Raw genomic sequence first — 26,393 nt, forward strand, 5'->3', positions numbered from 1 at the left:
CTCGATCTCCGGAATCTAGTTGTCATTGGTCATGCCGGTTGGCTATCCCGCCCACACGGACCCTAACCGAGTGGACGTGGCGATCAATTCCATATCCACCCGCGCGTGTCCATGTATGGCGCAAGCCCCCCATTGGCCGGACCGGCCCACCCTGCGACTACAGTTTGTTGGGTTCGCAGAGGCGTCACCGGCGCCCACCCATGGATCCGCTCTTATCAGAGGTTACGCGTTGACTCCGCACAGGCTGGAAGCGCCTTGACGGTGCTGACCAACAGGCAGGCGACGGCGCCATCTCCGCAGGTGGAGGCGCCGCGCTCGATCGGCATGATCGTGAAGGCCTACATCGCGCTCACCAAGCCGCGGATCATCGAGCTGCTGCTGATCACCACGCTGCCGGTGATGTTCCTCGCGGCGGGCGGTCTGCCGCCGCTGTGGACGTCCATCTCGGTCATGGTGTTCGGCACCCTGTCGGCGGGCAGCGCCAACGCGCTCAACTGCTATGTGGACCGCGACATCGACCAGAAGATGCGCCGCACCCGCCGCCGGCCGCTGGCCAGGCACCAGGTGTCGCCGCGCGGCGCGCTGATCTTCGGGATCGTGCTCGGCGTGCTGTCCCTGGTCGGGCTGTGGGTCACCACCAACTGGCTGGCGGCGCTGCTGTCCACCGCGGCGATCCTGTTCTACGTGCTGGTCTACTCGATGATCCTCAAGCGGCGCACGGCCCAGAACATCGTGTGGGGCGGCATCGCGGGCTGCATGCCGGTGATGATCGGCTGGGCGGGCATCACCGAGCGGCTGGACTGGGCGCCGCTGGTGCTGTTCGGGGTGGTGTTCTTCTGGACGCCGCCGCACACCTGGACGCTGGCCATGCGCTACAAGGAGGACTACGCGGCGGCCAAGGTGCCGATGTTGCCGGTCGTGGCCACCGAGCGGCGGGTCATCCTGGAGTCCATCGGCTACACGTGGGCGACCGTGCTGTGCTCGCTGCTGCTCTGGCCGGTGGCGGGGACCACGTTGTTCTACCCGGTCGTGGCGGCAGCGCTGGGCGTGATGTGCCTGTGGGAGGTGCACCGCCTGCTGGCCCGGCTCAACGCCGGCAAGACCGGCGTCGAGCTGCGGCCCATGCGCTTCTTCCACTGGTCCAATGCCTACCTGGCGCTGCTCTTCCTCGCCGTCGCGATCGACCCGCTGCTGGCGTGATCGCCATCGCCGCCGCGGGTCCTTTCTGGACGGTGAGGAGTGGCTATGCTGGCACGGCCACCGGCACTCTGATCCGTTAAAGTCACCCTATGGCGTCCCGTGATCCACGCTGGGTGTTGAAGGACCGCCCCTCATTGGCGTTGATCATCGGGCTGGTCCTCACCGGCATCTGCGCTCTGGTCTCCTTCTCGTTCGACGTGCTCAACGGCGAGCCGGTGCAGTTTTTCATCGCGCTCACGCTGGCGCTGGCGCCGGTGCCGATGCTGCTGGCCGCGGTGCTGGCACTGGACAGGATGGAGCCGGAGCCGCGCAGCAACCTGACCTTCGCCTTCGCGTGGGGCGCGGGCATCGCGGTGCTGGTCGCGGGCGTGGTCAACTCGCTCAACCTGCACTACATCATGGACACCGTCAAGCTGTCGGAGGCCAGCGCCCGCAACATCGCGGCCACGTTCGGCGCTCCCGTCGTCGAGGAGACGATGAAGGGCCTGGTGCTGCTGGGGATGCTCAGGTTCCGCAGGGCCGAGCTCGACGGGCCCACCGACGGCGTCATCTACGCCAGCATGGTCGGCCTCGGCTTCGCCATGAGCGAGAACGTCAGCTACTACCTCGCCGCGCTCAACTCCGAGTCCGGTGTCAAGGGACTGGCGGTCACCGTGGTGCTGCGCGGCATCCTGTCGCCGCTGGCGCATCCGCTGTTCAGCTCGATGATCGGCGTCGGCGTAGCCTACGCCGCCCAGCGCAGCGGCTCCGAGCGGGTGTTCTATATCCTGGCCGGCTGGTCGGGCGCGATGGTCCTGCACGGCCTGTGGAACGGCCTGGCCTCCTACGGCGGCTTCCCCGGGCTCGTGGTGGCCTATCTGACGCTGCTGGTGGTGCTCGTCGTGCTCATCGGCGTGGTGTTCAGGGACCGGCGCCGGATCGTGGCGCTCATCCAGCGCTATCTGCCGCCGTACGAGCCGACCAAGCTCGTCAACGGGGCCGACGTCTACATGTTGTCGGCGTTCTCCCGGCGCCGTCAGGCCAGGCAGTGGGCCAAGGCCCACGGCGGCAAGCGCGGGCTGCGCGCGATGCGCGACTACCAGCTCGCCGCCACCGAGCTGGGGCTGCTGCACGAGCGGGCGGCCCGTCACATGGTCGACGAGCAGACCTTCCATGAGGAGCAGCGGGCGCTGCTGGAGTGCATGAGCACGGCCAGGGCGGACTTCCCTGTGCCGTCGGTGCACGCCGGGTCGGTCGCGAGGGGCACGCCGCCGCCCGGCTACGCCCCCGGCGCGCCGGGCTGATCCGCTCAGACGGTGGCGGGCGCTTCGACGGCGGAGTGGGGCGCGGGCACCGGGTCGCGGGTGCGCAGCGAGGTCACCACCCTGAGAGCGGCGATCCAGACCAGGGTCGAGCCGAGCACGTGCAGCAGGACCAGGGCGGCGGGCACGGCCAGGAAGTATTGGGTGTAGCCGATCACGCCCTGCAGCAGCTCCACCACGAACAACGCCAGCGCGGCCCGCCGGGCCGGCCGCGTGGAGTCGCCCACGTGCAGGGCGAACAGCAACGCGAACGTCAGCCCGACGACGACGTAGGCGAGGTCGGCGTGCAGCCGGGCCACGGCCTCGATGTCGAGGTCGAAGCGCGAGGCCATCACGTCGCCCGAGTGCGGTCCCGTGCCGCTCACCACCACGCCGGCCACCAGCAGCACGAAGACGGCGGCCACCAGCACGTGGCCCAGCCTGCGGACATCCCGGTGAGTCACCCGCCGTGCCGCGCCGTCGCCCTCGCCCGCGCGGGCGTACAACATCCAGCAGGCCGCGATCAGGCCGCTGGAGATGAGGAAGTGCATGCCGACCGTGAACGGGTTGAGCATCGTGTTGACCACCAGCCCGCCCCACAGTGCCTGGGCCAGGACGCCCACCGGCTGGAGCAGCGCCAGCCGGACCAGGGACCGCCGGCGGGGCACCATCCGCCAGGCCGCGATGACACACGCGGCCGCCACGGCCAGCACCAGGAAGGTCAGCAGCCGGTTGCCGAACTCGACCAGCATGTTGAGCATCGACACCTCAGGGTGCGCGACCGGGATGAAGCTGTCCGGGGTGCACCTCGGCCAGGTCGGGCAGCCGAGCCCCGAGCCGGTGACGCGCACGCCCGCGCCGGTCACCGTGATGCCCGCGTTGACGACCACGGATGCCGTCGCCCAGCCCCGCATCGACTGCGTGGTCGGCGCCCAGAAGGAGAACAGGTGGCGCACGAGGGGGTTGGAGTGATCCGTGGGTAGCTTCACGTCATCGATGGTACGGGCCGGTACGGTCGGTCCCGCCACGGGGAACGGGCTTCTCAACCCACTTAGGTATGTGACATATTACTGGGGGAGGTGGTCATGTCCGACGTCATCGTCGTCGGCGCCGGCGTCGTGGGGGCGGCGTGCGCCTACTACGCCGCGCGGGCGGGCCTCGACGTGACCGTGATCGACCGTGGGCCCGTCGCCGGCGGCACGACCGGCTCGGGCGAGGGCAACGTGCTGGTGTCGGACAAGGAGCCCGGGCCGGAGCTGGAGCTGGCGGTGCTGTCCAACCGGCTCTGGCGCACGCTGGCAGAGCATGGTGGGTTCGAGTTCGAGGCCAAAGGCGGACTGGTCGTCGCCGAGACCCCCGAGATCCGGCGGCAGCTCGAGGACCTCGCCGCCAAGCAGGACGTCGACCACGCCGTCGTGGCGAGTGACGCGCTGCGCGACTACGAGCCGCACCTCGCGCAGGGGCTGGCCGGCGGCGTCTACTACCCGCAGGACGCCCAGGTCCAGCCCATGCTGGCCGCCGCCACCCTGCTCAAGCAGGGCGCCGACACGTTTGGGCGCGCCAGACTCCGCCTGCGGCTCGGGGTCGGGGTGACCGGGTTCATCCGCTCGGGGGAGCGGGTGACCGGCGTGCGGACGACGCACGGCGACGTGCTCGGCGGCGCGGTGATCAACGCGGCCGGCACATGGGGCGGCGAGGTGGCCGCGTGGGCGGGGGTGCGGCTGCCGGTCCTGCCCAGGCGCGGGTTCATCCTGGTCACGGAGCCGTTGCCGGAGCCGCTGATCAGGCACAAGGTCTACACCGCCGCCTACGTCACCAACGTGGCCAGCGACTCGGCAGGGCTGGAGACATCGGCCGTGGTCGAGGGGACGGTGGCGGGGACGGTGCTGATCGGGGCGAGCAGGGAGCGGGTCGGGTTCGACCGGACCACGTCCGTGCCGGTGCTCGCCCGGCTGGCGGCGCAGGCGGTCGCGCTCTTCCCGGTGCTGCGGGGCGTGCGGGTCATCAGGTCCTACTGCGGTTTCCGGCCGTACTGCCCCGACCACCTGCCTGTCATCGGCGCCGATCCGCGCGTGCCCGGGCTCTACCACGCGTGCGGGCACGAGGGCGCCGGCATCGGGCTCGCCCCGGCCACCGGTCACCTGCTCGCCCAGGTTCTCACCGGCGCCCGGCCCGACCTGGACCTGAGCCCCTTCCGCCCGGACCGTTTCCCCGAGGAGGCTTCTTGACCGTCCGCCCGTTCTCCATCACGGTCGACGGCCGGTCCGTACCGGTCGTGCCCGGCCAGACGATCGGCGCGGCGCTGCACGCGGCCGGGATCCGCTCGTGGCGCGCCACCCGGTTCGGCGGGCGGCCCCGCGGGCTGTTCTGCGGGATCGGGGTGTGCTTCGACTGCCTGATCTCGGTCAACGGGCGGGCGCCTGAACGCGCCTGCCTGGCCGAGGCCGAGCCAGGGGACGAGGTGACGACCTCATGACGTACGGCTCAGCCGGCGAGCGGGCGACGTACGACCTGGTGGTCGTCGGCGGCGGGCCCGCCGGGGTGGCAGGCGCGCTCACGGCGGCGCTGGCCGGGCTGCGGGTGGCGCTCCTGGATTCCTCGGCGCGGCTCGGCGGCCAGTACTTCCGGCACACCGCCGTGCCCGGACGCACGCCGGGGCTGGACCGGTTCCTGCGACAGGTGCGCGCCCTGAGCGACCGGGCCGAGGTGCTGGCGCGGCACCAAGTGTGGAGCGTGGCCCGCGAGCCGGACGGCGACCTGCTCGTGCACGCCGGCTCCCCGGACGGGCGTTCGGTCGCCGTGCGGGGGCGGCGGCTGCTGATCGCCACCGGCGCGTACGACCGGCCGCTGCCGTTCCCCGGCTGGGACCTGCCCGGCGTGCTCACGGCCGGGGGTGCGCAGGCGCTGCTCAAGGGCGACGGCGTGGTGGCGGGCAGGCGGATCGTCGTCTCGGGCACCGGGCCGTTCCTGCTGCCCGTGGCGACCGGGCTGGCAGCGGCCGGGGCGAAGGTGCTCGGCGTGTTCGAGGCGGGCGGGGCGCTCGGGCTGGCCAGGCATCCGCTGCTCGCCCTCGGCAAGGCCGCGGAGGCCGCCGGGTACGCGCTGAGCCTCGCCCGGCACCGGGTTCCGTACCTGACGCGCCACGCGGTCGTCGCCGCCCACGGGGAGCGCGAGGTGGAGGCCGTCACCGTGGCCCGCCTCGACCAGCGGTGGAACGTTCTCGACACCCGGATCGTCGAGTGCGACACCGTGGCGACGGGATACGGCTTCGTGCCCCAGATCGACCTGGGCGTGCAACTCGGCTGCGGGACCCGGCACGACCTGGACGGCAGCCCCGTCCTGGAAGCCGACTCCGCCCAGCGCACCACCGTGCCCGGGGTGTGGGCGGCAGGCGAGCCCACCGGCGTGGGGGGATGGCGGCTGGCCGAGATCGAGGGCCGCATCGCGGGCCGGTCCATCGTCGCGCACACCCGCCGCCGCCCGTCCGGAGCGGCGGGGGTCGAGTTGATGGCCGGCGAGGTCGCCGGGGCGCTGTCGCGGCGGCGGGATCGATGGCGGGCCTTCGGCGCGGCGTTGCAGCAGGCGTACCCGGTCCGGCCCGGCTGGCAGGGGTGGCTGCGGGACGACACGCTGGTGTGCCGGTGCGAGGAGGTGCCGCTGGCGCGCGTCCGCGAGGCGCAGGAGCTCGGCGCCACCGACGCGCGCTCGATCAAGCTGCTGGCCCGGCCCGGGATGGGCTGGTGTCAGGGCCGCATCTGCGGGTACGCCGTCGCCTGCCTGGCCGGCGAGCCGCAGCAACCGCCCCGCCGCCCCATCGCCCAGCCCATCACCCTCGGCGCCCTCAGCGAGGCCGCCGGACCCGGCGACGACCTCGCCACGAGCCGCGCCGACAATCCCGACGATCCCCTCGCACCCTGAAACACCTGACATGGAGGACTCCTGATGGAACATCGCAGCAAGCCATGGCACGGCGTCATGGTCGCCACCGCGCTGCCCCTGCGTGACGACCTGTCCGTCGACTTCGACGGCTACGCCGCGCACTGCCGCTGGCTGGTCGAGAACGGCTGCGACGGCGTCGTGCCCAACGGGTCGCTCGGCGAATACCAGACGCTCACCCCGCAGGAGCGCGCCCGCGTGATCGAGACGGCGGTCGAGGCCGTCGGGGGCCCGAACGTGATGGCCGGGGCCGGCGCGTACGGCGCCGCCGAGTCGCGCCGCTGGGCCGAGCAGGCGGCCGAGGCGGGCTGCGGCTCGGTCCTGCTGCTGCCGCCCAACGCCTACCGGGCCGACGAGCGGGCGGTCCTCGCGCACTACCGCGAGGTGGCCAAGGCCGGGGTGCCGATCGTGGCCTACAACAACCCGTACGACACCAAGGTCGACCTGACCCCCGCGCTGCTGGCCAAGCTGCACGAGGAGGGCCTGATCGTGGCCATCAAGGAGTTCAGCGGGGACCCGCGGCGCGCGTACGAGATCGCCGAAGTGGCGCCCGAGCTGGACGTGCTGATCGGCTCCGACGACGTGCTGCTGGAGCTGGCCGTGGCCGGGGCGGTCGGCTGGATCGCCGGTTACCCCAACGCGCTGCCCGCCTCCAACGTGGCGCTCTACCGCGCCGCGGTCGCCGGTGACCTCGCCACCGCGCTGCCGCTTTACAGGAAGCTGCACCCTCTGCTGCGCTGGGACTCCAAGACGGAGTTCGTCCAGGCCATCAAGCTGTCCATGGACCTCGCCGGCCGGTACGGTGGCCCGTGCCGGCAGCCCAGGCAGCCGCTCACCGACGAGCAGGCCGCCGTCGTGCGTGCCGCGACCGAGAAGGCCTTGGCGGAAGGGCTGAGATGAGGACCAAGCGGGTTTTCCACGCCGTCGACTCCCACACCGAGGGCATGCCCACCCGCGTGATCACCGGTGGTGTGGGCGTGATCCCCGGCGCCACCATGGCCGAGCGGCGGGTCTACTTCCGCGACAACCTCGACCACATCCGCACCCTGCTGATGACCGAGCCGCGCGGCCACGCGGCCATGAGCGGCGCCATCCTGCAGCCGCCCACCCGGCCGGACGCCGACTTCGGTGTGCTGTTCATCGAGGTGTCCGGGCTGCTGCCGATGTGCGGGCACGGCACGATCGGCGTGGCCACCGTGCTCGTCGAGACCGGCATGGTCGAGGTCGTCGAGCCGGTCACCACCGTGCGCCTGGAGGTCCCGGCGGGGCTGGTCGTGGTGGACGTGGCCGTCGAGGACGGCATGGCCATGTCGGTGACGCTGCGTAACGTGCCCTCCTACAGCGACCGGCTGGACGCCGTCGTCACCGTGCCCGGGTTCGGGGAGATCCGCTACGACCTCGCCTACGGCGGCAACTTCTACGCCATCGTCGACCTCGACTCCTATGGCCTGCCTTTCGACCGCAAGGCCAAGAACGAGATCATCACGGCCGGCCTGGCCACCATGGAGGCGATCAACGCCACCGGCCAGCCCGTGCACCGCGAGGACGACCGCATCCGCGGCTGCCATCACGTCTACTTCGCCGCCCCCGGCTCCGACGCCCACCACTCGCGGCACGCCATGGCCATCCACCCCGGCTGGTTCGACCGCTCGCCGTGCGGCACCGGCACCAGCGCCCGCATGGCCCAGCTGCACGCCCGCGGCGACCTGCCGCTCGGCCGGGACTTCGTCAACGAGTCGTTCATCGGCACCCGCTTCATCGGCCGGCTCCTGGAGGAGACCACCGTGGGCGGCGCGCCGGCCGTCGTGCCGTCGATCACCGGTCGCGCCTGGATCACCGGCACCGCCCAATACTTCCTGGACCCGCGCGACCCGTTCCCGGCCGGGTTCGAACTATGACGATCACCACCGTCGACTACCACACCGGTGGCGAGCCGTTCAGGATCGTCACCGGGGGCGTGGCCGAGATCCCCGGCGCGGACGTGCTCGCCCGCCGCGCCGCCGCCATGGAGCACGCCGACGATGTGCGGCGGCTGCTGTGCCACGAGCCGCGCGGCCACGCCGACATGTACGGCTGCTTCCTCGTCCCGCCGAACGATCCCGGCGCCCGCTTCGGCGCGCTCTTCTGGCACAAGGACGGCTTCTCCACCGCGTGCGGGCACGGCACGATCGCGCTGGGCGCGTACGCGGTGCAGGAGGGCCTCGTCGAGGCCGACCCCGACGGCGACACGGACGTGGTGATCGACGTGCCGTCCGGACGGGTCACGGCCCGGGTGCGCAGCTCCGGCGGGCGGGTGAAGGGGGTCACGTTCGTCAGCGTGCCGTCGTACGTGGTGGCGCGTGACGTGGCCGCCGGCGGCGTCAAGGTGGACGTGGCGTGGGGCGGCGCCATCTACGCGTCCGTCCCGGCCGGGGCGCTGGGGTTGTCGGTGGAGCCCCGGCACCTGACGGCGCTGATCGAGCACGCCCGGCGCATCAAGGCCGACCTGGCCGGCCACCCGGCGTCCCGGCATCCTTCCGACGAGCGGCTGTCCGGCGTCTACGGGGTGATCTTCTACGACGAGCTGCAGGACGTGGACGGCGTGACGCATCAGCGGAACGTGACGGTGTTCGCCGACGGGGAGGTCGACCGGTCGCCCTGCGGGTCCGGCACGGCGGCCCGGCTGGCGCTGCTGCACGACTCCGGGCTGCGCGGGACGCTGGTCCACAGCAGTATCGTCGGCAGCGTCTTCCGGGCTCGCGTGGCCGGTGTGGCCGGGGAGGGCGTCGTGCCGGAGATCGAGGGGATGGCGTACCGGACCGGGCGGCATTCGTTCGAGCTGGATCCGGAGGATCCGATGGGAACGGGGTTCACGCTGCGATGACCGACGCTCTGCCGTACCTCGACGCCGCCACCCTGGAGCGGCTGCTGCCCGTGGGGCGGGCCGTGCGGATCCTCGAGGACGCGCTGCGGGCCGGGCTCGACCCGGAGGCCACGCCGCAGCGGCCCGTCGTGGACGTGCCCGCCGGGCAACTCCTCCTCATGCCCGCCGCCGCCGGGCGGTACGTGGGGGTGAAGGCCGTCACCATCGCGCCCGGCAACCCCGGGCGGGGGCTGCCCCGGATCCAGGGGACGTATCTGCTGCTGGACGGCGGCACGCTCGCGCCGCTGGCCGCCATGGACGGGATCGCCATCACCTCCCTGCGCACCCCGGCCGTCTCCGCCCTGGCCGTCGACCACCTGGCCGAGGCGCGTGGCGGGAAGCTGGTGGTGTTCGGGAGCGGGCCTCAGGCCTGGGGCCACGTGCTGGCCTTCCGCGAGGTCCGGCCCATCACCGAGGTGACGGTCATCGGTCGCGACCTTGCCCGCGCCGAGGCCCTGGCCACCCGCTGCCGCACCCTCGGCCTCCCATCCCGCGCCCTCGCCTCCGGCCCCGCCGGTCCGGCGTCTGCGCCTGTCGGCTCCGCCCCCGCCCCCACAGCCCGCAACCAGGCACCCGCCGACTCGGCCGATGCACCCTCCAGCGCCGGTGCGCCCAACGCACCCGTCGCCTCACCGAGCCTGCCGACCGCGCCGACCGGACAGGCGCCGGACAGGGCGACGGAGGAGGCGTCGGACGCACCGGTTGGGCGACGCCCCGCAGTCGCGGCCGGTGCGTCCGCTCATGGGCCGGTCGCCTCACGGGGGGCGCCGGATCCGGTGACCGGAGGGCGGGAGCGCGGCGCTGACCACGTGTCAGGTGCCGCCGGAGCGCACGACGACGTCGTGGCGGAGGCGGTGGCCGAAGCCGATCTCATCGCGTGCTGCACGACCGCCAGAGAGCCCCTGTTCCCCGGTAAGCTCGCCCGCGACGGCGTCACCGTCGTCGCCGTGGGCTCCCACGAGCCCGGCGCCCGCGAGCTCGACGGCGACCTCATCGCCCGCGCCACCGTGGTCGTCGAGGCCAGGGCGGCCGCCCTGGAGGAGGCCGGGGATGTGATCATCCCGATCCGCCACGGTACGATCACCTCTGGTCATCTCGCCGGGAACCTCGCCGAGCTGATCACCGGACAGGTGATCGCCGGTCCGGGGCCACGCGTGTTCAAGAGCACGGGCATGGCGTGGGAAGACCTGGTGATCGCGGCCGCCGCGTATGAGGCGTGGATTTAGGAGGATGGGCGGATGCCTGCCGAGGATCGGCTCGACCTGCCGATGGTGGGGGAGCGCCAGAGCCTGCGCGAGCAGGTCGCGCACGCGCTGCGCGCCGCGCTGATCACCGGTGAGATGCGGCCCGGGGTGGTCTACTCCGCGCCGGTGCTGGCCGCCCAGTTCGGCGTCTCGGCCACGCCGGTCCGCGAGGCCATGCTCGACCTGGCCAAGGAGGGCCTGGTCGAGGCCGTGCGCAACAAGGGCTTCCGGGTGACCGAGCTGTCCGACCGCGACCTCGACGAGCTCACCGAGATCCGCCAGCTCATCGAGGTGCCCACGGTGGCGCGGCTGGCCGACAGCTCGCGGGCGGAGGAGTTCGAGCGGCTCAGGCCCATCGCCGAGGAGATCGTCTCGGCCGGCGAGCGCGGCGACCTGCTCGCCTACGTCGATGCCGACCTGCGCTTCCACGTCGAGCTGCTGACCCTGTGCGGCAACGCCCACCTCGTCGAGGTCGTCCGCGACCTGCGGACCAGGGCCAGGCTCTACGGCCTGTCGCAGCTGTACGAGCGCGGCGCGCTGGGCGACTCGGCCAGGGAGCACCTGGCGCTGCTCGACGCGCTCAAGAGCGGCGACAGCGAGGCCGTCGCGCACGTCATGGGCGAGCACATCGGGCACGTGCGCGGCATCTGGGCCGAGCACTGACTTCCGACATTCGGGGATCGGGCCCGCCTGGATCGAGGTAACCTCGATGCAGGCCGGTTGAGCGCGCTGACGCCCAACCGCCGGCAGACCGCCCCCTCCACCCGCGCCGGACGGGCTATTCGCGCGTGCCGGGGACCCGGCGAGGGACGGCATCAACCCCGGTCCAGCGGAACCCCGCACTCCGCTGACCCTCCGCGGGCTCGGCACACCCCGCCCACCGAGAGCCGAGCCCTCCGCCGCGCGCCCGAGAGGCCCCATCCCTGGGCGCGCGGCGGTCCTCCTACTTCTTCGCCTTCTTGGTCGAGCCCAGGCTGGCGGCGACGATGCACAAGATCGCCGCCCACTGCTGCACGTGCAGGATCTCGCCGAGCAGCAGCAGCCCTATCATCGCCGCCACCGCCGGCTCCAGGCTCATCAGGATGCCGAACACGTGCTTGGGCATGCGGCGCAGCGCCTGCAGCTCCAGCGAGTAGGGGATCACCGACGACAACAACCCCACGCCGAGCCCGATCAGCAGCAGCTCCGGCTGCAGCAGGTCGGCCCCACCCGTCGTGACCCCGACCGGGGCGATCACCAGGGCGGACACGATCATCGCGAACGACAACCCGGTCGTCCCGGGAAACCGCTGCCCCGCCGCCGCCGACAGCAGGATGTAGCCCGCCCAGCAGGCCCCGGCCACCATCGCGAACGCGATGCCGACCCAGCTCACCGACGCCGACTCGCCCCACGGGGCCAGCAGCACCACGCCGGCTCCCGCCAGCCCGACCCACAGCAGGTCGATCCTGCGCCGCGAGGCCGCCACGGCCACGCCCAGCGGACCGAGGAACTCGATCGCCACCGCGATGCCCATGGGCAGCCGCGACAGCGCCTCGTAGAACGACAGGTTCATCACGGCCAGCGTCACGCCGAAGCCGATCCCCACCGCCCAGTCGCGCCAGGCCAGCCCCTTCAGCCGGGGCCTGATGAACGCTCCCATCACCAGGGCGCCGGCCGCGATGCGCAGGAACACCACCGCGCTCGGCGGCAACACCGCGAACAGCTCCTTGGCGAATCCGGCGCCGATCTGCACCGAGACGATCCCCAGTAGCACCAGCGAGGACGGCGGGATCGAATCGGAGGCCGCCCGCAGCAGGCGCCCCGGCCGGGGCAGGCCTGAGCCACGATCGAGGGGATCGTCCAGGGCGAAGGCGGTCATGGGGCTCCTCGGGTGAAACATCAGATGGTGGGTTGAGCCTACTGAGGGCCGGTGACATTCCTGGCTCTAGGGTGGTGCCACATGGAAGCCCCCGCCGCCCCCGTGAGCCTCGCCCGGCCTGCGCTGGGCCTGTCCGTCGCCTCGTTCGTCAGCAGCTTCGACCGCTTCGCCGTGAGCCCCATGCTCGTGGTGATCGCCGCCGACCTGCGTGTCCCGCTGTCGGCGTCGGTGGCCGCCGCCAGCGGCTACTACCTGGCGTACGGGCTGACGCAGCCGCTGTGGGGCATGCTGTCGGACCGGTTCGGCCGGGTGCGGGTGATGCGCCTGGCGTTGCTGGGCGCGGCCCTGGCGGGGCTGGTGTCGGCGCTGATGCCCGTGCTGGGAGCGCTGGTGGCGGCCAGGGTCGTGACGGGCGCCTGCTTCGGCGCGGTGATCCCGACGGGCCTGACGTATGTGGGCGACACAGTCCGGCCCTCGGTACGCCAGCGCGCCCTGACGGACCTGATGGGCGCCGCCGCGCTCGGCACGGCCCTGGCCACGGGGCTCGGCGGCGTGCTGGCGGGTCTGCTGGACTGGCGGGCGGGGTTCATCGTGCCGGCCGCCTGCGCCCTCATCTGCGCGCTGGCCCTGCGCTCGCTGCCCGAGCCGCCGCGCGGCAGCGGGCGCGGAGGGCTCGGGATGGGGCGGTACCTGGGCATGGTGCTCGGGCAGCGCTGGGCCCTGCTCGTCTTCGCGCTGGCGTTCACCGAGGGCGCGATCATGCTCGGCACCATGCCGTTCCTGGCCACCGCGCTGGAGTACTCGGGGGTCGCGGCGGCCGTGGCCGGCCTGGGCATCACCGCGTACGGCCTGGGGTTGTGGGCGCTGGCGAAGGTGGTCAAGCGGCTGTCGGGGCGCTGGCCCGTGCCCGTGCTGATGGCCGTGGGCGGTGCGCAGATGTGCGCGGGGCTCGCGCTCGTGGCCGCCCACGTGAGCATGGCGACGGTGGCCGTCACCGCGCTGCTGCTCGGCGGCGGCTGGTCGTTCCTGCACTCCTCGCTGCAGACCTGGGCCACGTCGGTGGTGCCGGAGGCCAGGGGGACGACGATCGCGTTCTTCGCCTCCGCGTTGTTCGTCGGCAGCGCGGTCGCGTCGTGGGCAGCCGGGCCGCTGGCCGAGGACGGCCGGTACGCGCTGCTGTTCGGGGTGGCTGCGGCCGCCGTCGTCCCGCTCACCGCGGTGGCCGCCCTCACCCGCCGCCGCTACGGCGCCCTCCAGACCGAGCGCCCCCGGCCGCAGCCCGAGTGAGGCCGCGTCACTCCCAGCGTCACTCCCAGCGGAACGTGCGGGAGACCAGCGCCAGCGACAACACCGCCCAGGCGGCGAGCACGGCCAGCGGGCCGAGCGGCAGTGCCACGCCCTGGGCGAGCACCGAGCGCAGGCCGCCGGTGAGCGCCGAGATGGGCAACAGCTCCAGGACCGGCCGCACCCCCGCGGGGAACTTCGACAGCGGGAAGATCACCCCGCCCGCGCCCAGCAGCACCAGGTAGACCAGGTTGGCCGCGGCCAGCGTCGCCTCCGCGCGCAGGATGCCGGCCATGAGCAGCCCGAGCCCGCTGAAGGCCGCCGTGCCCAGCACGATCAGCAGCGCCGCGCTCACGAAGGACCCCTGCGGCCGCCACCCCAGCGCCAGCCCCACCGCCACGATCATCACGACCTGGATGCCCTCCACGGCCACCACGGCCGCGGTCTTGGCCAGCATGAGCCCGGCCCTGGACAGCGGCGTCGCGCCCAGCCGCTTCAGCACGCCGTAGCGGCGCTCGAAACCCGTCGCGATCGCCTGCCCGGTGAAAGCCGTGGACATGATCGCCAGCGCCAGCACGCCGGGGGCCAGGAAGTCGATCCGCCGCCCGCCCCCGACGTCGATCAGCGGCGCCAGCGAGAAGCCCACCAGGAGGAGCACCGGGATGATCAGCGTGAGCAGCAGCTGCTCGCCGTTGCGCAACATCGCGCGGACCTCCGCGCCCGCCTGCGCCAGCACCATCCGATGGAACGGCGCCGCGCCGGGCGCGGGGGTGAAGTCCAGCGGGGCCGCCCCACCGGGGCCGTGCGCGCTCATCGCAGCTCCCTGCCGGTCAGCTCGAGGAAGACGTCCTCGAGGGTGCGCCGCTCGATGCGCAGGTCGTCGGCCGTGACACCTTCGGCCGCGCACCAGGCCGTCACCGTGGCCAGCAGCTCGGGACCCACTAGGCCCTCGATGATGTAGTGGCCGGCGGGCGACTCCTTGGCCGCGCTGCCCGCCGGGAGCGCGTTGAGCAGCTCCTCCAGCCCCAGCCCCGGCCGGGCGCGGAACCTGAGCTGACGCTCGGCGCCGGTGAGCGAGGCAGGCGTGCCCTCGGCCACCAGCCGCCCCTTGTCGATGATCACCACGTGGTCGGCCAGCCGCTCGGCCTCGTCCATGTGATGCGTGGTCAGCACCACCGACACGCCCGCACTGCGCAACTCGCCCACCAGCTCCCAGCAGGCGTGCCTGGCCTGCGGGTCCAGCCCGGCGGTCGGCTCGTCGAGGAAGACCAGCTCGGGCCGTCCGATCACGGCCGCGGCCAGCGACAGCCGCTGCTGCTGCCCGCCCGACAACCGCCGGTAGGGGGTGCGCGCGTGATCGGTCAGCCCCAGGCGGGCCAGGAGGGCCTGGGCATCGAGGGGCTGGGCGTAGAAGCGCGCCACCAGCCGCAGCCACTGGCCGCAGCGCATCGCCGGCGGCACCCCGCCCGCCTGCAGCATGACCCCCACCCGGGGCCGCAGCTCGGGCCGCTGAGGTGCCAGCCCCAGCACCTTGACCGTGCCGGAGTCGGCCCTGCGGAATCCCTCGCAGATCTCCACCGTGGACGTCTTGCCTGCACCATTGGGGCCGAGGACGGCCGTGACCGCGCCGCGCTCGGCACGGAGTGCGAGGCCGTCGAGCGCCGTGGTGCCGCCATAGCGCTTGACCAGGTCGACGATCTCGACGGCTGGGGATTCCATGGCCATGAGTTTAGGGACTACGCCACGCGGTCCGGCCCGCAGGTGAGGATGGCCGGATATGGACAGGTCTTGACCCGCACCTTCCCCGGAAATCGTCGTACCGGAGTGAGAGTCTGACGGTGAGCTCCACGTCACAGGAGGTTGCAATGTCGCAACGCAGTGGATATGAACCCGGCGTCCCGTGCTGGGTGGATCTGTCCAGCACCGACGTCGGCGCATCCGCCCGGTTCTACAGCGAGATCTTCGGGTGGCAGGCCGAGATGGTCGACGATCCGGCGGCCGGCGGCTACGGCCAGTTCACCTACGACGGCAAGAAGGTCGCCGGAGTGGGACCCGTCATGGATGAGGGGATGCCCTCGACCTGGAACATCTACATGGCCACCGACGACATCGCCGCGCTCGCCGACCGGATCAAGAACGCCGGCGGCACCGTCGTCATGGAGCCGATGCAGGTCTTCGAGGAAGGCAGCATGACCGTCTTCCGCGCCCCCGACGGCTCGCACGCGGCCGCCTGGCAGGCGGCCAATCATCACGGCGCCGAGCTGGTCAACGAGTCCGTCTCGTTCTGCTGGAACGAGCTGATCACCCGCGACCCGGCGGCGGCCGAGCGCTTCTACTCCGAGGTCTTCGGCTGGCGGCCCGAGCTGCTGGAGATGGGCGGCGTCAAATACACCGAGTGGCACGCGGGCGAGCCGGCCATCGCGGGCATGATGGAGATGCCCTCCGAATATCCGCAGGGCACGCCCTCGTTCTGGATGACCTACTTCGCGGTCGACGACCTCGGCGCCACCACCGCGGCGGCCGAGCGGCTGGGCGCGCAGGTGCTCGTCCGGGCGATGGACGCGCCGCCCGGGGCGTTCTCGATGCTCGTCGACCCGCAGGGCGCGACCTTCTCGGTCATCCAGCTCCACGAACCTCAATGAAATATCTGATAACCGGGAATTAGGAGGACCGAATCCTGGTTTGATTCTCTCGGCCCTCGTGGGCCGCCGGCCTACGAGGGAAGAGGGGATCACGCATGTCCGTGGCAGCCGAAGCCACGTCCACCGTCGTTGTGCCGAAGCAGAAGAGCGGCCGCGGATTACTGCTGGTCATCCTCGGCGCGCTGTCGGCGATCGGGCCGCTCTCCATCGACATGTACCTCCCGGCGCTGCCCGCCATCACCTCCGAGATGCTCAGCGCGCCCGCCCAGGTGCAGCTCACGCTCACCGCGTGCCTCATCGGCGTGTCGGTCGGCCAGATCATCGCCGGCCCGGTCAGCGACGTGCGGGGGCGCCGCCTGCCGCTCATCGTGGGCGTGGCCGGGTTCATGCTCGCCTCGCTGCTGTGCGCGTTCGCGCCGTCGGTTCCCATGCTCATCGCCTTCCGGCTGCTGCAGGGCATACTGGGCGGCGCGGCCCTGGTCATCGTGCGCGCGGTCGTGCGCGACCTGTACGACGGCGCCGCCATCGCCCGCATCTTCGCCACGCTCATGCTGGTCAGCGGCCTTGCCCCGATCCTGGCGCCGATCGCCGGGGCGCAGCTGCTGTCGTTCACGTCCTGGCGGGGCGTGTTCGTGGCGCTCAGCCTCGCCGGCCTGGTGCTGCTGCTGGCCGTGCTGGCGGGCGTGCGTGAGACGCTGCCCGCGCAGCAGCGCGAGAGCGGCGGGCTCAAGCACACCGCCCGCACGTTCTGGCGGCTGCTGCGCGAGCGCGCGTTCATGGGCTACGCGCTCACCGGCGGCCTGGCGTTCGCGGCGATGTTCGGCTACATCTCCGGCTCGCCGTTCGTGCTGCAGGAGGTATACGGCGCCACGCCGCAGCAATACTCGCTCATCTTCGCGCTCAACGCGTTCGGCCTGACCATCGCGGCACAGGTGGGCGGGCGGCTCTCGGGCCGGGTGCCGCCGGTCGCCCTGGTCGTGACCGGGCTGGTCACCGCCCTGACCGGGGCGGGGGTGCTCATGGCCGCCGCGCTCGCGGGGCTCGGTCTGCAGGGCATCGTGGGCGGCTTGTTCGTCATCATGCTCGGCCAGGGCCTGGTGCTGCCGGGCACGGGTGCGCTGGCGCTGGCCTCGCAGCCCGCCCAGGTGGCCGGCAGCGCCTCGGCCCTGCTCGGCGTGCTGCAGTTCGCGCTGGGCGCCCTGGCGGCCCCGCTGGTCGGCCTGGCTGGGGAAGGCACCGCCGTGCCCATGGCGGCCGTCATGCTGGGACTCATCGCCTGCTCGGTGGCGACCTTCGCCGTGCTCGGCCGCCGGCCGCGATCAAGCGAGGTTAGGTAAGCCTACCCTGCGTGACAAATTCCATCCCCGGGCTGGTCAGAACCGTTTGGAACCGGGAAGGAATTACGGCACACTGATGTTGTGAAAAACATGCCCATGATGGAGCCAGGTCACGAGCGCGGCACGCGTGCCCGCGTCGCCCGGCTGATTCTTGAGCATGGTCCCGTCGCGGCCGCCGCCCTGGGCGAGCGGCTCGGGCTCACGCCCGCCGCCGTGCGGCGTCACCTCGACGCGCTGGTGGCCGACGGGATGATCGAGCCTCGCATGGTGCGCCCGCGCGGTCAGCGCGGACGCGGGCGGCCGGCCAAGCTGTTCGCCATCACCGACGCGGGGCGCAGTGCTTTCGAGCACGCCTATGACGACCTGGCCGGGAGCGCGCTGCGCTTCCTGGCCGAGCGCATGGGACAGGACGCGGTGGCCGACTTCGCCCGCGCGCAGGTGTTGGGCCTGCTCAAGCGGCTGGAGCCGGTCATGCGGACGGTGCCGGCGGATCAGCGCGTTCAGGTGCTGGCGCAGGCGCTGTCGGCGGAGGGGTATGCCGCTTCGGCCAGCAAGGCCAAGTCGGGCGGCGACCAGCTCTGCCAGCATCACTGCCCGGTGGCACACGTGGCCGCGGAGTTCCCGCAACTCTGCGAGGCCGAGACGGAGGCGTTCGCGCAACTGCTCGGCACACCGGTGCAGCGCCTGGCCACGATCGCCCACGGCGACGGGGTCTGCACGACGCACGTGAGCCCACAGAAGCTGGGTGAATCCGCACATAGAGACAAGAGCAAGGAGACCGGAAGGTGACTGTCACCGACCGCCCGGAGCTGGAAGGCCTCGGGAATTACAAGTTCGGCTGGGCCGACCCGGATGCCGCGGGCGCGGCGGCCAAGCGAGGCCTGTCCGAGGAGGTCGTTCGCAACATCTCCGCTCTCAAGAACGAGCCGGAGTGGATGCTTGACCTTCGCCTGAAGGGCCTCCGCCTGTTCCACAGGAAGCCGCTGCCCACCTGGGGCTCCGACCTCACCGGCATCGACTTCGACAACATCAAATACTTCGTGCGTTCGACGGAGAAGCAGGCGGCGTCCTGGGACGAGCTGCCCGCCGACATCAAGAACACCTACGACAAGCTCGGCATCCCCGAGGCGGAGAAGCAGCGCCTCATCGCCGGTGTCGCGGCTCAATACGAGTCCGAGGTCGTCTACCACAAGATCCGTGAGGACCTTGAGGAGAAGGGCGTCATCTTCGTCGACACCGACACGGGCCTGAAGGAGCACGAGGAGCTCTTCAAGGAATACTTCGGCTCGGTGATCCCGGTGGGCGACAACAAGTTCGCCGCGCTCAACACCTCCGTGTGGTCCGGTGGCTCGTTCATCTACGTGCCGCCCAACGTCGAGGTCGAGATCCCGCTGCAGGCCTACTTCCGGATCAACACCGAGAACATGGGCCAGTTCGAGCGGACGCTGATCATCGTGGACGAGGGCTCCTACGTCCACTACGTCGAGGGCTGCACCGCGCCGATCTACTCCTCCGACTCGCTGCACAGCGCCGTCGTCGAGATCATCGTGAAGAAGAACGCCCGCTGCCGTTACACGACCATCCAAAACTGGTCGAACAACGTCTACAACCTGGTCACCAAGCGCGCCGTCGCCTACGAGGGCGCGACCATGGAGTGGATCGACGGCAACATCGGCTCCAAGGTCACGATGAAATACCCGGCCGTCTACCTCATGGGCGAGCACGCCAAGGGCGAGACGCTGAGCGTCGCGTTCGCGGGCGAGGGCCAGCACCAGGACGCCGGCTCGAAGATGGTGCACCTGGCGCCCCACACGAGCTCCAGCGTGATCTCCAAGTCGGTGGCGCGCGGCGGCGGCCGCACCTCCTACCGCGGTCTCGTGCAGATCGAGGAGGGCGCGCACGGCAGCGCCAGCACCGTCAAGTGCGACGCGCTGCTGGTCGACCAGATCAGCCGCTCCGACACCTACCCCTACGTCGACGTCCGCGAGGACGACGTCTCGATGGGCCACGAGGCCACGGTCTCCAAGGTCAGCGAGGACCAGCTGTTCTACCTCATGAGCCGCGGGCTCGACGAGGACGAGGCGATGGCGATGATCGTGCGCGGCTTCGTGGAGCCGATCGCGCGTGAGCTGCCCATGGAATACGCGCTCGAGCTCAACCGGCTGATCGAGCTGCAGATGGAAGGAGCCGTCGGCTGATGGGCCTGAACGAGAAGCCCTTGTCGACCCTGCACGAGAAGGCGTCGTTCGACCTCGGCGACTTCGAGGTCCCGACCGGGCGCGAGGAGTCGTGGCGCTTCACGCCGCTCTCGCGCCTGAAGGGCCTGCACAACGGTAAGGCCGAGCCCGTGGGCCACGTGCGCCTGGACGTCGACGCGGCGCCCGAGGTCACCGTGGAGACCGTGGGCCGCGACGACGCCCGGCTCGGCAAGGCGTTCGCGCCGACCGACCGAGTGAGCGCGCAGGCGTGGCACAGCTTCGAGAAAGCCACCGTGATCACGGTGCCGCGCGAGGCCGTCGCGTCCAAGCCGACCGTCCTGACGCTGACCGGCTCCGGCGACGGCGCGGCCTTCGGCCACATCGTGGTCAAGGTGGAGCCGATGGCCGAGGCCGTGGTCGTGCTCGATCACAAGGGCAGCGCGGTCTACGCCGACAACATCGAGTTCGCCGTCGGCGACGGCGCCTCGCTCAGGGTCGTCAGCCTGCAGGACTGGGACGACGACGCGGTCCACGTCTCGCACCACCACGCCCAGCTGGCCAAGGACGCGACGTTCCGCAGCTTCGCGGTGACGATGGGCGGCGACCTCGTACGCCTGTCGCCCAGCGTGTCCTACACCGCCCCCGGCGGCGACGCCGACATGGCGGGCGTCTACTTCGCGGACGCAGGTCAGCACCTGGAGCACCGCCTGCTGGTCGACCACTCGCAGCCCAGCTGCAAGAGCAACGTCGACTACCGCGGCGCCCTGCAGGGCGAGGACGCGCACGCCGTCTGGATCGGCGATGTGATCATCAGGGTCGAGGCCGAGGGCACCGACACCTACGAGCTCAACCGCAACCTCATCCTCACCGACGGCGCCCGCGCCGACTCGGTGCCCAACCTGGAGATCCTCACCGGTGAGGTCGCCGGCGCGGGGCACGCCTCCGCCTCCGGCCGCCTCGACGACGAGCACATCTTCTACCTCCAGGCCCGCGGCATCCCCTACGACGAGGCCCGCCGCCTGGTCGTCAGGGGCTTCCTCGGCCAGCTCATCGAGAAGATCGAGGTCGAGGAGATCCGCGAGCGCGTGCTCACCGCGGTGGAGGCGGAGCTCGCACGATGAGCTACGAGAAGGTCTGCAAGGTCGAGGACATCCCTGACCAGGGGGTCCTCGGCGTCGAGGTCGGGGAGACCCCGGTCGCGCTCGTCCGTAAGGGTGAGGAGATCTTCGCCCTGCACGACGTCTGCTCCCACGCCGAGGTGAAGCTCAGCGAGGGCGAGGTCTACGACGGCACGCTGGAGTGCTGGCTGCACGGCTCGTGCTTCGACATCCGCACCGGCAAGCCCACAGGTCCGCCCGCCACCAAACCCGTGAACGTCTACACAGTCAAGATCGACGGCGATGACGTCCTCGTCTCGCTCTCGAAGGAGTCATAACCACCATGTCCACCCTTGAGATTCGCGACCTCCATGTCGCCGTCGAGGACAAGGAAATCCTGCGCGGCGTCAACCTGACCGTGAAGGCCGGGCAGACCCACGCCATCATGGGCCCCAACGGCTCGGGCAAGTCGACGCTCGCCTACGCCATCGCCGGCCACCCCAAGTACACGATCACCGGCGGCCAGGTGCTGCTCGACGGCGTGGACCTGCTGGAGCTGTCGGTCGACGAGCGGGCCCGCGCGGGTCTGTTCCTCGCCATGCAGTATCCGGTCGAGGTCCCCGGCGTGTCGGTGTCCAACTTCCTGCGCTCGGCCGTCACCGCGGTCCGCGGCGAGGCGCCCAAGCTGCGCGAGTTCGCCAAGGACCTCAAGGGCGGCATGGACGCGCTGTCCATCGACCCCGCTTTCGCCCAGCGCAACCTCAACGAGGGTTTCTCCGGCGGTGAGAAGAAGCGCCACGAGATCCTCCAGATGGAGCTGCTCAAGCCGAAGATCGCCGTCCTCGACGAGACCGACTCCGGCCTCGACGTGGACGCGCTGCGCGTGGTGTCGGAGGGCATCAACCGCTTCCGCGCGAGCGGCGAGACCGGTGTGCTGCTGATCACGCACTACACCCGCATCCTGCGCTACGTGAAGCCGGACTTCGTGCACGTCTTCGCCGGCGGCCGCATCGTCGAGGAGGGCGGCCCCGAACTGGCCGAGAAGCTCGAAGCCGAGGGCTACGAGCAGTACACGAAGGCATCTGCATGACAACCGTCAGCTTCGATGTGGAGAAGATCAGGAAGGACTTCCCGATCTTCTCCCGCGAGCTGCCCGACGGGCGCCCGCTCGTCTACCTCGACTCGGGTAACTCCTCGCAGAAGCCCGAGCAGGTCATCGAGACCATGCGGGAGCACCTGGCGCTGCACTACAGCAACGTCGGGCGGGCCATGCACGTCCTCGGGGCCGAGTCGACCGAGGCGTACGAAGGCGCCCGCGACAAGATCGCGGGCTTCGTCGGGGCGCCGTCGCGCGACGAGGTGATCTTCACCAAGAACGCCTCCGAGGCACTCAACCTGGTCGCCTACGCCTTCGGCAACCCGATCAACACCGACCCGCGCTTCACCCTCGGGCCCGGCGACGAGATCGTCATCTCCGAGATGGAGCACCACTCCAACATCGTGCCGTGGCAACTGCTCTCGCAGCGCACCGGTGCGACGCTGAAGTGGTTCGGCGTCACCGACGACGGCAGGCTGGACCTGTCGGCCGACGTGATCACCGAGCGGACGAAGATCGTCTCGGTCGCCCACCAGTCCAACGTGCTCGGCACCGTCAACCCGGTCGCCGAGGTGGCCAGGCGGGCGCACGCGGTCGGGGCGCTCATCATGCTGGACGCCTCCCAGTCCGTGCCGCACCACCCGGTGAACGTGGCCGAGCTGGGCGCCGACTTCGTGGCCTTCACCGGGCACAAGATGGTCGGCCCGTCCGGCATCGGCGTGCTCTGGGGGCGGGCCGAGCTGCTGGAGGCCATGCCCCCGTTCCTGGGCGGCGGCGAGATGATCGAGGCGGTCTGGATGGACCACTCGACGTACGCGCCGGTGCCGCACAAGTTCGAGGCGGGCACGCCGCCGATCGTCGAGGCCATCGGGCTCGGCGCGGCCGTGGACTACCTCACCGGGATCGGCATGGACGCCATCGAGGCGCACGAGCGCGAGCTGACGGCCTACGCGCTGGACGCTCTGCGGGACGTGTCCACTCTGCGGATCATCGGCCCCGAGACGCTGGAGCAGCGCGGCGGCACGGTGTCGTTCACGCTGGAGGGCATACACCCGCACGATGTCGGGCAGATCTTGGACGACCAGTTCGGCGTCGCCGTACGCGTCGGGCACCACTGCGCGCGTCCGCTGCACCTGCGCTTCGGAATACCGGCGACCACGCGGGCGTCGTTCTACCTGTACAACACCAGGGGCGAGATCGACGCCCTGGTGCGCGGCCTGCATCACGTTCAGAAGGTGTTCGCATAGCCATGATCGGCGAGTCGATGTACCAGGAGCTGATCCTGGAGCACTACAAGCACCCGCAGGGGCGGGGGCTGCGCGAGCCGTACGACGCCGAGGTTCACCACGTGAACCCCACGTGCGGCGACGAGATCACGCTCAGGGTCAAGGTGGGCGACGCCGGCAAGATCCTCGACGTCTCCTATGACGGACAGGGCTGTTCGATCAGCCAGGCCGCCGCCTCCGTGCTGCACGAGCTGGCCACCGGCTCGACGGTTGAGGAATCGCTCTCGGTGGTCGACGAGTTCACCCGGCTCATGCAGGGCAGGGGACAGGTGGAGGCCGATGAGGACGTGCTCGGTGACGCGGTCGCGTTCTCGGGCGTGGCCAAGTTCCCGGCGCGTGTCAAATGCGCGTTGCTTTCTTGGATGGCCTACAAGGACGCTGTTGTGAGGAGTGCAGCCCAGTGAGCAAGCCAGTCGAGACTCCGACCGACTTCGATGGTGAGACCAGCCTCGAGGAGGTCATGGAGGCGCTCAAGGACGTCGTCGACCCCGAGCTCGGCATCAACGTCGTCGACCTGGGCCTGATCTATGGGCTCAACCTCGACCCCGCCGACGGCCAGCGGCCGGTGGCCACCATCGACATGACGCTGACCAGCGCGGCCTGCCCGCTGACCGACGTCATCGAGGACCAGGCCCACTCCGCGCTCGACGGCATGGTGTCCGACGTGAAGATCAACTGGGTCTGGCTGCCGCCGTGGGGCCCGGACAAGATCACCGATGAGGGCCGCGAGCAGCTCCGTATGCTAGGATTCAACGTCTGATCTTTTTCTGCTGTTACGGCTGGCGTCAAGTGTCAGCCGTTTCAGCGTGCCATAGAGGGTTTCGGAAGGTCCGGGCCCATCCGGGAAATATCCGATAACATCCCGGCGTTGGTACAGATGCACCCCCGACGTCTCATTGCGCGTCTCGCGCCGCCTGCGGCCGGTGCCCGGTGTATCCCCCTTGTGGATTTGATCCGCCCCGATGGCGGCTCGCCCTGAACCCCTGTGCGGCTTGAGCCGCACATCCTGGCTCGTCCTTTCGCAGAAGTGACGTGCCACTTCGACTGAAAGGCACGACTTTCGTGACCATGCTTGACGCTGTCATGCCCTCGTTCGACGAGACCGGCTCCGACCTCACGGTCGAGGCCGCCTCGCAGCCGGGCCCCTCCGAGTTCGAGCTGCTGGGCCTGCCCAAGCCGCTCATCACCGGACTGGCCAGGCAGGGCATCGACAGCCCGTTCCCCATCCAGAGCGCGACGATCCCCGACGTTCTCGCCGGCCATGACGTGCTCGGCCGCGGCCAGACCGGCTCCGGCAAGACCCTCGCCTTCGGGCTGCCCACCATGGCCCGCCTCGCTGGCGTGAAGCCCGCGCCCGGCCGGCCCCGCGCCATGATCCTCGTGCCGACCCGTGAGCTCGCGCTCCAGGTCCACGACGCCCTCGAGCCCCTCGGCCGCGGCCTCGGGCTGCGCATGAAGGTCGTCGTCGGCGGCATGTCCATGGGCAAGCAGATCGAGGCGCTGCGGCGCGGCGTCGACATCGTCATCGCCACCCCCGGCCGCCTCGGCGACCTGATCCGGCAGGGCGAGTGCTCGCTGTCCGACGTCCAGGTGAGCGTGCTCGACGAGGCCGACCACATGTGCGACCTCGGCTTCTTCCCCGTCGTGACCGACCTGCTCGCGCAGACGCCGACCGACGGCCAGCGGCTGCTGTTCTCCGCCACGCTCGACGGTGACGTCGACAAGCTGGTGAAGCGCTTCCTCACCAACCCGATCACCCACTCCGTGGCGCCCGCGACCTCGCCGGTCGACACCATGGAGCACCACGTGATGCAGGTCACGCGCGACGACAAGTTCGACGTCATCGCCGAGATCGCCAATCGCGAGGGCCGCACCATCATCTTCGTCAAGACCCAGCACGGCGTGGACCGGCTGTGCAAGCAGCTGGCCCGGGTCGGCGTCAAGTCGGGCGGCCTGCACGGCGGCAAGCGCCAGAACCAGCGCACCCGCATCCTCGCCGAGTTCCGCGAGGGCTCCGTCAACGTGCTGGTCTGCACCGACGTTGCGGCGCGCGGCATCCACGTGGACAACATCAGCCTGGTGCTGCACGTCGACCCGCCGCAGGACCACAAGAGCTACCTGCACCGGGGCGGCCGCACGGCGCGCGCCGGCGAGAAGGGCACCGTCGTCACGCTGGTGCTGCCCAACGAGCGCCGCTCCACCGACGCGCTCACCCGGCGCGCCGGGATCCACCCGTTCCGCCTGAAGGCCACCCCCGGTCACCCGCGGGTCGCCGAGGTGACGGGCGCCCGCACGCCCAGCGGCGAGTCCATCCCGGTCTGGGAGCCGGACGTCCGCAAGCCGCTGCGGCCCCGCCGCGAGGGCGGCCACGGGGGTTCGGAGCGTCGTGGCCGCCGCGGCGGCCGCCGTGACTTCGACGGCGATCGCCGCCCGCGCAGCCACGGGGATGGCGACCGCTCGTTCGGGCCCGGTGAGGACCGGCGTCCGCGCAGGCATGAAGACGGTGACCGGCCGTTCGGCGGCGGGCGGCGGCACACCGAGGGTGAGCGGCCGGCCGGGCGCGCGCAGGAGCCGCGGACGTTCGGCGACGACCGCCGCCGAGACGGCAGGCCGAGCGGCGGCTACCGCTCCGACGACCGCCCGTTCCGGCAGGACGACCGTGGCCAGCAGGGTGGCGGATTCCGCTCCGACGACCGCGGCGGCCGCTACAGCTCCGACCGTGGCCGCCCGTTCTCGGCGGACCACCGTCCGGACGACCGCACTCCGCGCGACGGCTACCGCTCCGGCGACGGCTACCGCTCCGCGCCGTCGGGCGATGGTTACCGCTCCGCGCCGTCGGGGGATGGTTACCGCTCCGGCGGTGGCCGTGGCGACGACCGGGGCAACGGCGGATTCCGCCGCAACCAGGGTGGCCGCCGCTTCGAGCGCTGACCCGGTCCGGCCCGCTCCGCTGCGGCGCCGTCACTGAGCATCACCTGCCCGCCGTACCTCGTTCATCGCGAGGTGCGGCGGGCAGTCGCGTTTATGGGTTGA

26 protein-coding genes are annotated in these 26,393 nt (G+C 71.2%); 22 read left to right on the plus strand and 4 right to left on the minus strand.

From position 1 onward, the window contains the following. Positions 1-255 precede the first annotated feature (255 nt). The gene (locus tag Q9G87_RS37345) at positions 256-1,200 is read left to right on the plus strand and encodes a heme o synthase (RefSeq protein ID WP_305921292.1); all 945 of its coding nucleotides are present in this window, start codon (positions 256-258) and stop codon (positions 1,198-1,200) included. A gap of 89 nt (positions 1,201-1,289) precedes the next feature. After that, positions 1,290-2,483: a PrsW family intramembrane metalloprotease gene (locus tag Q9G87_RS37350; RefSeq protein ID WP_305921293.1), complete on the plus strand. Its 1,194-nt coding sequence runs from the start codon at positions 1,290-1,292 to the stop codon at positions 2,481-2,483. Positions 2,484-2,488: 5 nt separating this feature from the next. Here Q9G87_RS37350 and Q9G87_RS37355 read toward each other — a convergent pair whose 3' ends face one another. Beyond that, positions 2,489-3,469 carry a COX15/CtaA family protein gene (locus Q9G87_RS37355; RefSeq protein ID WP_305921294.1) on the minus strand — a complete coding sequence of 327 codons (981 nt, stop codon included), beginning with the start codon at positions 3,467-3,469 and terminating at the stop codon, positions 2,489-2,491. A gap of 96 nt (positions 3,470-3,565) precedes the next feature. Here Q9G87_RS37355 and Q9G87_RS37360 point away from each other — a divergent pair, with 96 nt between their 5' ends. From Q9G87_RS37360 to Q9G87_RS37395, 8 genes are read left to right on the plus strand one after another with little or no spacing between them, the layout of a single operon-like run. Beyond that, complete coding sequence (locus Q9G87_RS37360; RefSeq protein WP_305921295.1) at positions 3,566-4,708, plus strand: NAD(P)/FAD-dependent oxidoreductase; 1,143 nt, start codon at positions 3,566-3,568, stop codon at positions 4,706-4,708. Then, positions 4,705-4,956, plus strand: coding sequence for a (2Fe-2S)-binding protein (locus Q9G87_RS37365; protein WP_305921296.1), 252 nt, complete (start codon positions 4,705-4,707; stop codon positions 4,954-4,956). The genes Q9G87_RS37360 and Q9G87_RS37365 overlap by 4 nt, the downstream gene beginning before the upstream one ends. Continuing rightward, positions 4,953-6,398: an FAD/NAD(P)-dependent oxidoreductase gene (locus Q9G87_RS37370; RefSeq protein WP_305921297.1), complete on the plus strand. Its 1,446-nt coding sequence runs from the start codon at positions 4,953-4,955 to the stop codon at positions 6,396-6,398. Before Q9G87_RS37365 ends, Q9G87_RS37370 begins: the two co-directional genes overlap by 4 nt. Positions 6,399-6,422: 24 nt before the next feature. Continuing rightward, the gene (locus Q9G87_RS37375) at positions 6,423-7,316 is read left to right on the plus strand and encodes a dihydrodipicolinate synthase family protein (RefSeq protein ID WP_305921298.1); all 894 of its coding nucleotides are present in this window, start codon (positions 6,423-6,425) and stop codon (positions 7,314-7,316) included. Beyond that, complete coding sequence (locus tag Q9G87_RS37380; RefSeq protein WP_305921299.1) at positions 7,313-8,314, plus strand: proline racemase family protein; 1,002 nt, start codon at positions 7,313-7,315, stop codon at positions 8,312-8,314. Before Q9G87_RS37375 ends, Q9G87_RS37380 begins: the two co-directional genes overlap by 4 nt. Then, the gene (locus Q9G87_RS37385; RefSeq protein WP_305921300.1) at positions 8,311-9,279 is read left to right on the plus strand and encodes a proline racemase family protein; all 969 of its coding nucleotides are present in this window, start codon (positions 8,311-8,313) and stop codon (positions 9,277-9,279) included. The genes Q9G87_RS37380 and Q9G87_RS37385 overlap by 4 nt, the downstream gene beginning before the upstream one ends. Continuing rightward, positions 9,276-10,544, plus strand: a complete 1,269-nt coding sequence (locus Q9G87_RS37390; protein WP_305921301.1) for an ornithine cyclodeaminase family protein — start codon at positions 9,276-9,278, stop codon at positions 10,542-10,544. Before Q9G87_RS37385 ends, Q9G87_RS37390 begins: the two co-directional genes overlap by 4 nt. 12 nt (positions 10,545-10,556) lie before the next feature. Then, positions 10,557-11,225, plus strand: coding sequence for a GntR family transcriptional regulator (locus Q9G87_RS37395; protein WP_305921302.1), 669 nt, complete (start codon positions 10,557-10,559; stop codon positions 11,223-11,225). Between the two features lie 280 nt (positions 11,226-11,505). Here Q9G87_RS37395 and Q9G87_RS37400 read toward each other — a convergent pair whose 3' ends face one another. Next, the gene (locus Q9G87_RS37400) at positions 11,506-12,420 is read right to left on the minus strand and encodes an EamA family transporter (RefSeq protein ID WP_305921303.1); all 915 of its coding nucleotides are present in this window, start codon (positions 12,418-12,420) and stop codon (positions 11,506-11,508) included. An 81-nt stretch (positions 12,421-12,501) separates the two neighbouring features. Between Q9G87_RS37400 and Q9G87_RS37405 the strand changes: the two genes are divergently transcribed. After that, positions 12,502-13,707, plus strand: a complete 1,206-nt coding sequence (locus tag Q9G87_RS37405; RefSeq protein ID WP_305921304.1) for an MFS transporter — start codon at positions 12,502-12,504, stop codon at positions 13,705-13,707. Positions 13,708-13,726: 19 nt separating this feature from the next. On the opposite strand, the gene Q9G87_RS37410 is transcribed toward Q9G87_RS37405, so the two are convergent. Next, positions 13,727-14,518 carry an ABC transporter permease gene (locus tag Q9G87_RS37410; protein ID WP_305921305.1) on the minus strand — a complete coding sequence of 264 codons (792 nt, stop codon included), beginning with the start codon at positions 14,516-14,518 and terminating at the stop codon, positions 13,727-13,729. After that, on the minus strand, positions 14,515-15,423 hold the full coding sequence (locus Q9G87_RS37415) for an ABC transporter ATP-binding protein (RefSeq protein ID WP_305921306.1): 909 nt from the start codon (positions 15,421-15,423) through the stop codon (positions 14,515-14,517). Before Q9G87_RS37415 ends, Q9G87_RS37410 begins: the two co-directional genes overlap by 4 nt. 146 nt (positions 15,424-15,569) lie before the next feature. Between Q9G87_RS37415 and Q9G87_RS37420 the strand changes: the two genes are divergently transcribed. From Q9G87_RS37420 to Q9G87_RS37470, 11 genes are all read left to right on the plus strand, one after another. After that, positions 15,570-16,346, plus strand: a complete 777-nt coding sequence (locus Q9G87_RS37420; protein WP_305921307.1) for a VOC family protein — start codon at positions 15,570-15,572, stop codon at positions 16,344-16,346. Positions 16,347-16,441: 95 nt separating this feature from the next. After that, entirely contained in the window at positions 16,442-17,683 is a 1,242-nt protein-coding gene (locus Q9G87_RS37425; RefSeq protein ID WP_305921308.1) for a multidrug effflux MFS transporter, read from the plus strand. A 90-nt stretch (positions 17,684-17,773) separates the two neighbouring features. After that, complete coding sequence (locus Q9G87_RS37430; RefSeq protein WP_305921504.1) at positions 17,774-18,472, plus strand: helix-turn-helix transcriptional regulator; 699 nt, start codon at positions 17,774-17,776, stop codon at positions 18,470-18,472. Further along, entirely contained in the window at positions 18,469-19,881 is a 1,413-nt protein-coding gene (sufB, locus tag Q9G87_RS37435; RefSeq protein ID WP_305921309.1) for a Fe-S cluster assembly protein SufB, read from the plus strand. Before Q9G87_RS37430 ends, sufB begins: the two co-directional genes overlap by 4 nt. Further along, the gene (sufD, locus tag Q9G87_RS37440) at positions 19,881-21,002 is read left to right on the plus strand and encodes a Fe-S cluster assembly protein SufD (RefSeq protein WP_305921310.1); all 1,122 of its coding nucleotides are present in this window, start codon (positions 19,881-19,883) and stop codon (positions 21,000-21,002) included. The genes sufB and sufD overlap by 1 nt, the downstream gene beginning before the upstream one ends. Then, a complete protein-coding gene (locus tag Q9G87_RS37445) occupies positions 20,999-21,316 on the plus strand; it encodes a non-heme iron oxygenase ferredoxin subunit (protein ID WP_305921311.1) in 318 nt (105 codons plus the stop codon). The genes sufD and Q9G87_RS37445 overlap by 4 nt, the downstream gene beginning before the upstream one ends. Before the next feature lie 5 nt (positions 21,317-21,321). Then, entirely contained in the window at positions 21,322-22,068 is a 747-nt protein-coding gene (gene sufC, locus Q9G87_RS37450; protein WP_305921312.1) for a Fe-S cluster assembly ATPase SufC, read from the plus strand. Beyond that, complete coding sequence (locus Q9G87_RS37455; protein WP_305921313.1) at positions 22,065-23,321, plus strand: cysteine desulfurase; 1,257 nt, start codon at positions 22,065-22,067, stop codon at positions 23,319-23,321. The genes sufC and Q9G87_RS37455 overlap by 4 nt, the downstream gene beginning before the upstream one ends. 2 nt (positions 23,322-23,323) lie before the next feature. After that, entirely contained in the window at positions 23,324-23,764 is a 441-nt protein-coding gene (gene sufU, locus Q9G87_RS37460) for a Fe-S cluster assembly sulfur transfer protein SufU (RefSeq protein ID WP_305921314.1), read from the plus strand. Between the two features lie 56 nt (positions 23,765-23,820). Further along, positions 23,821-24,120, plus strand: a complete 300-nt coding sequence (locus Q9G87_RS37465) for a metal-sulfur cluster assembly factor (protein ID WP_305921505.1) — start codon at positions 23,821-23,823, stop codon at positions 24,118-24,120. Positions 24,121-24,428: 308 nt separating this feature from the next. Next, entirely contained in the window at positions 24,429-26,291 is a 1,863-nt protein-coding gene (locus Q9G87_RS37470) for a DEAD/DEAH box helicase (protein ID WP_305921315.1), read from the plus strand. The last annotated feature ends 102 nt before the right edge of the window (positions 26,292-26,393 follow it).

This window comes from Nonomuraea turcica (assembly GCF_030718205.1).
Lineage (GTDB): Bacteria > Actinomycetota > Actinomycetes > Streptosporangiales > Streptosporangiaceae > Nonomuraea.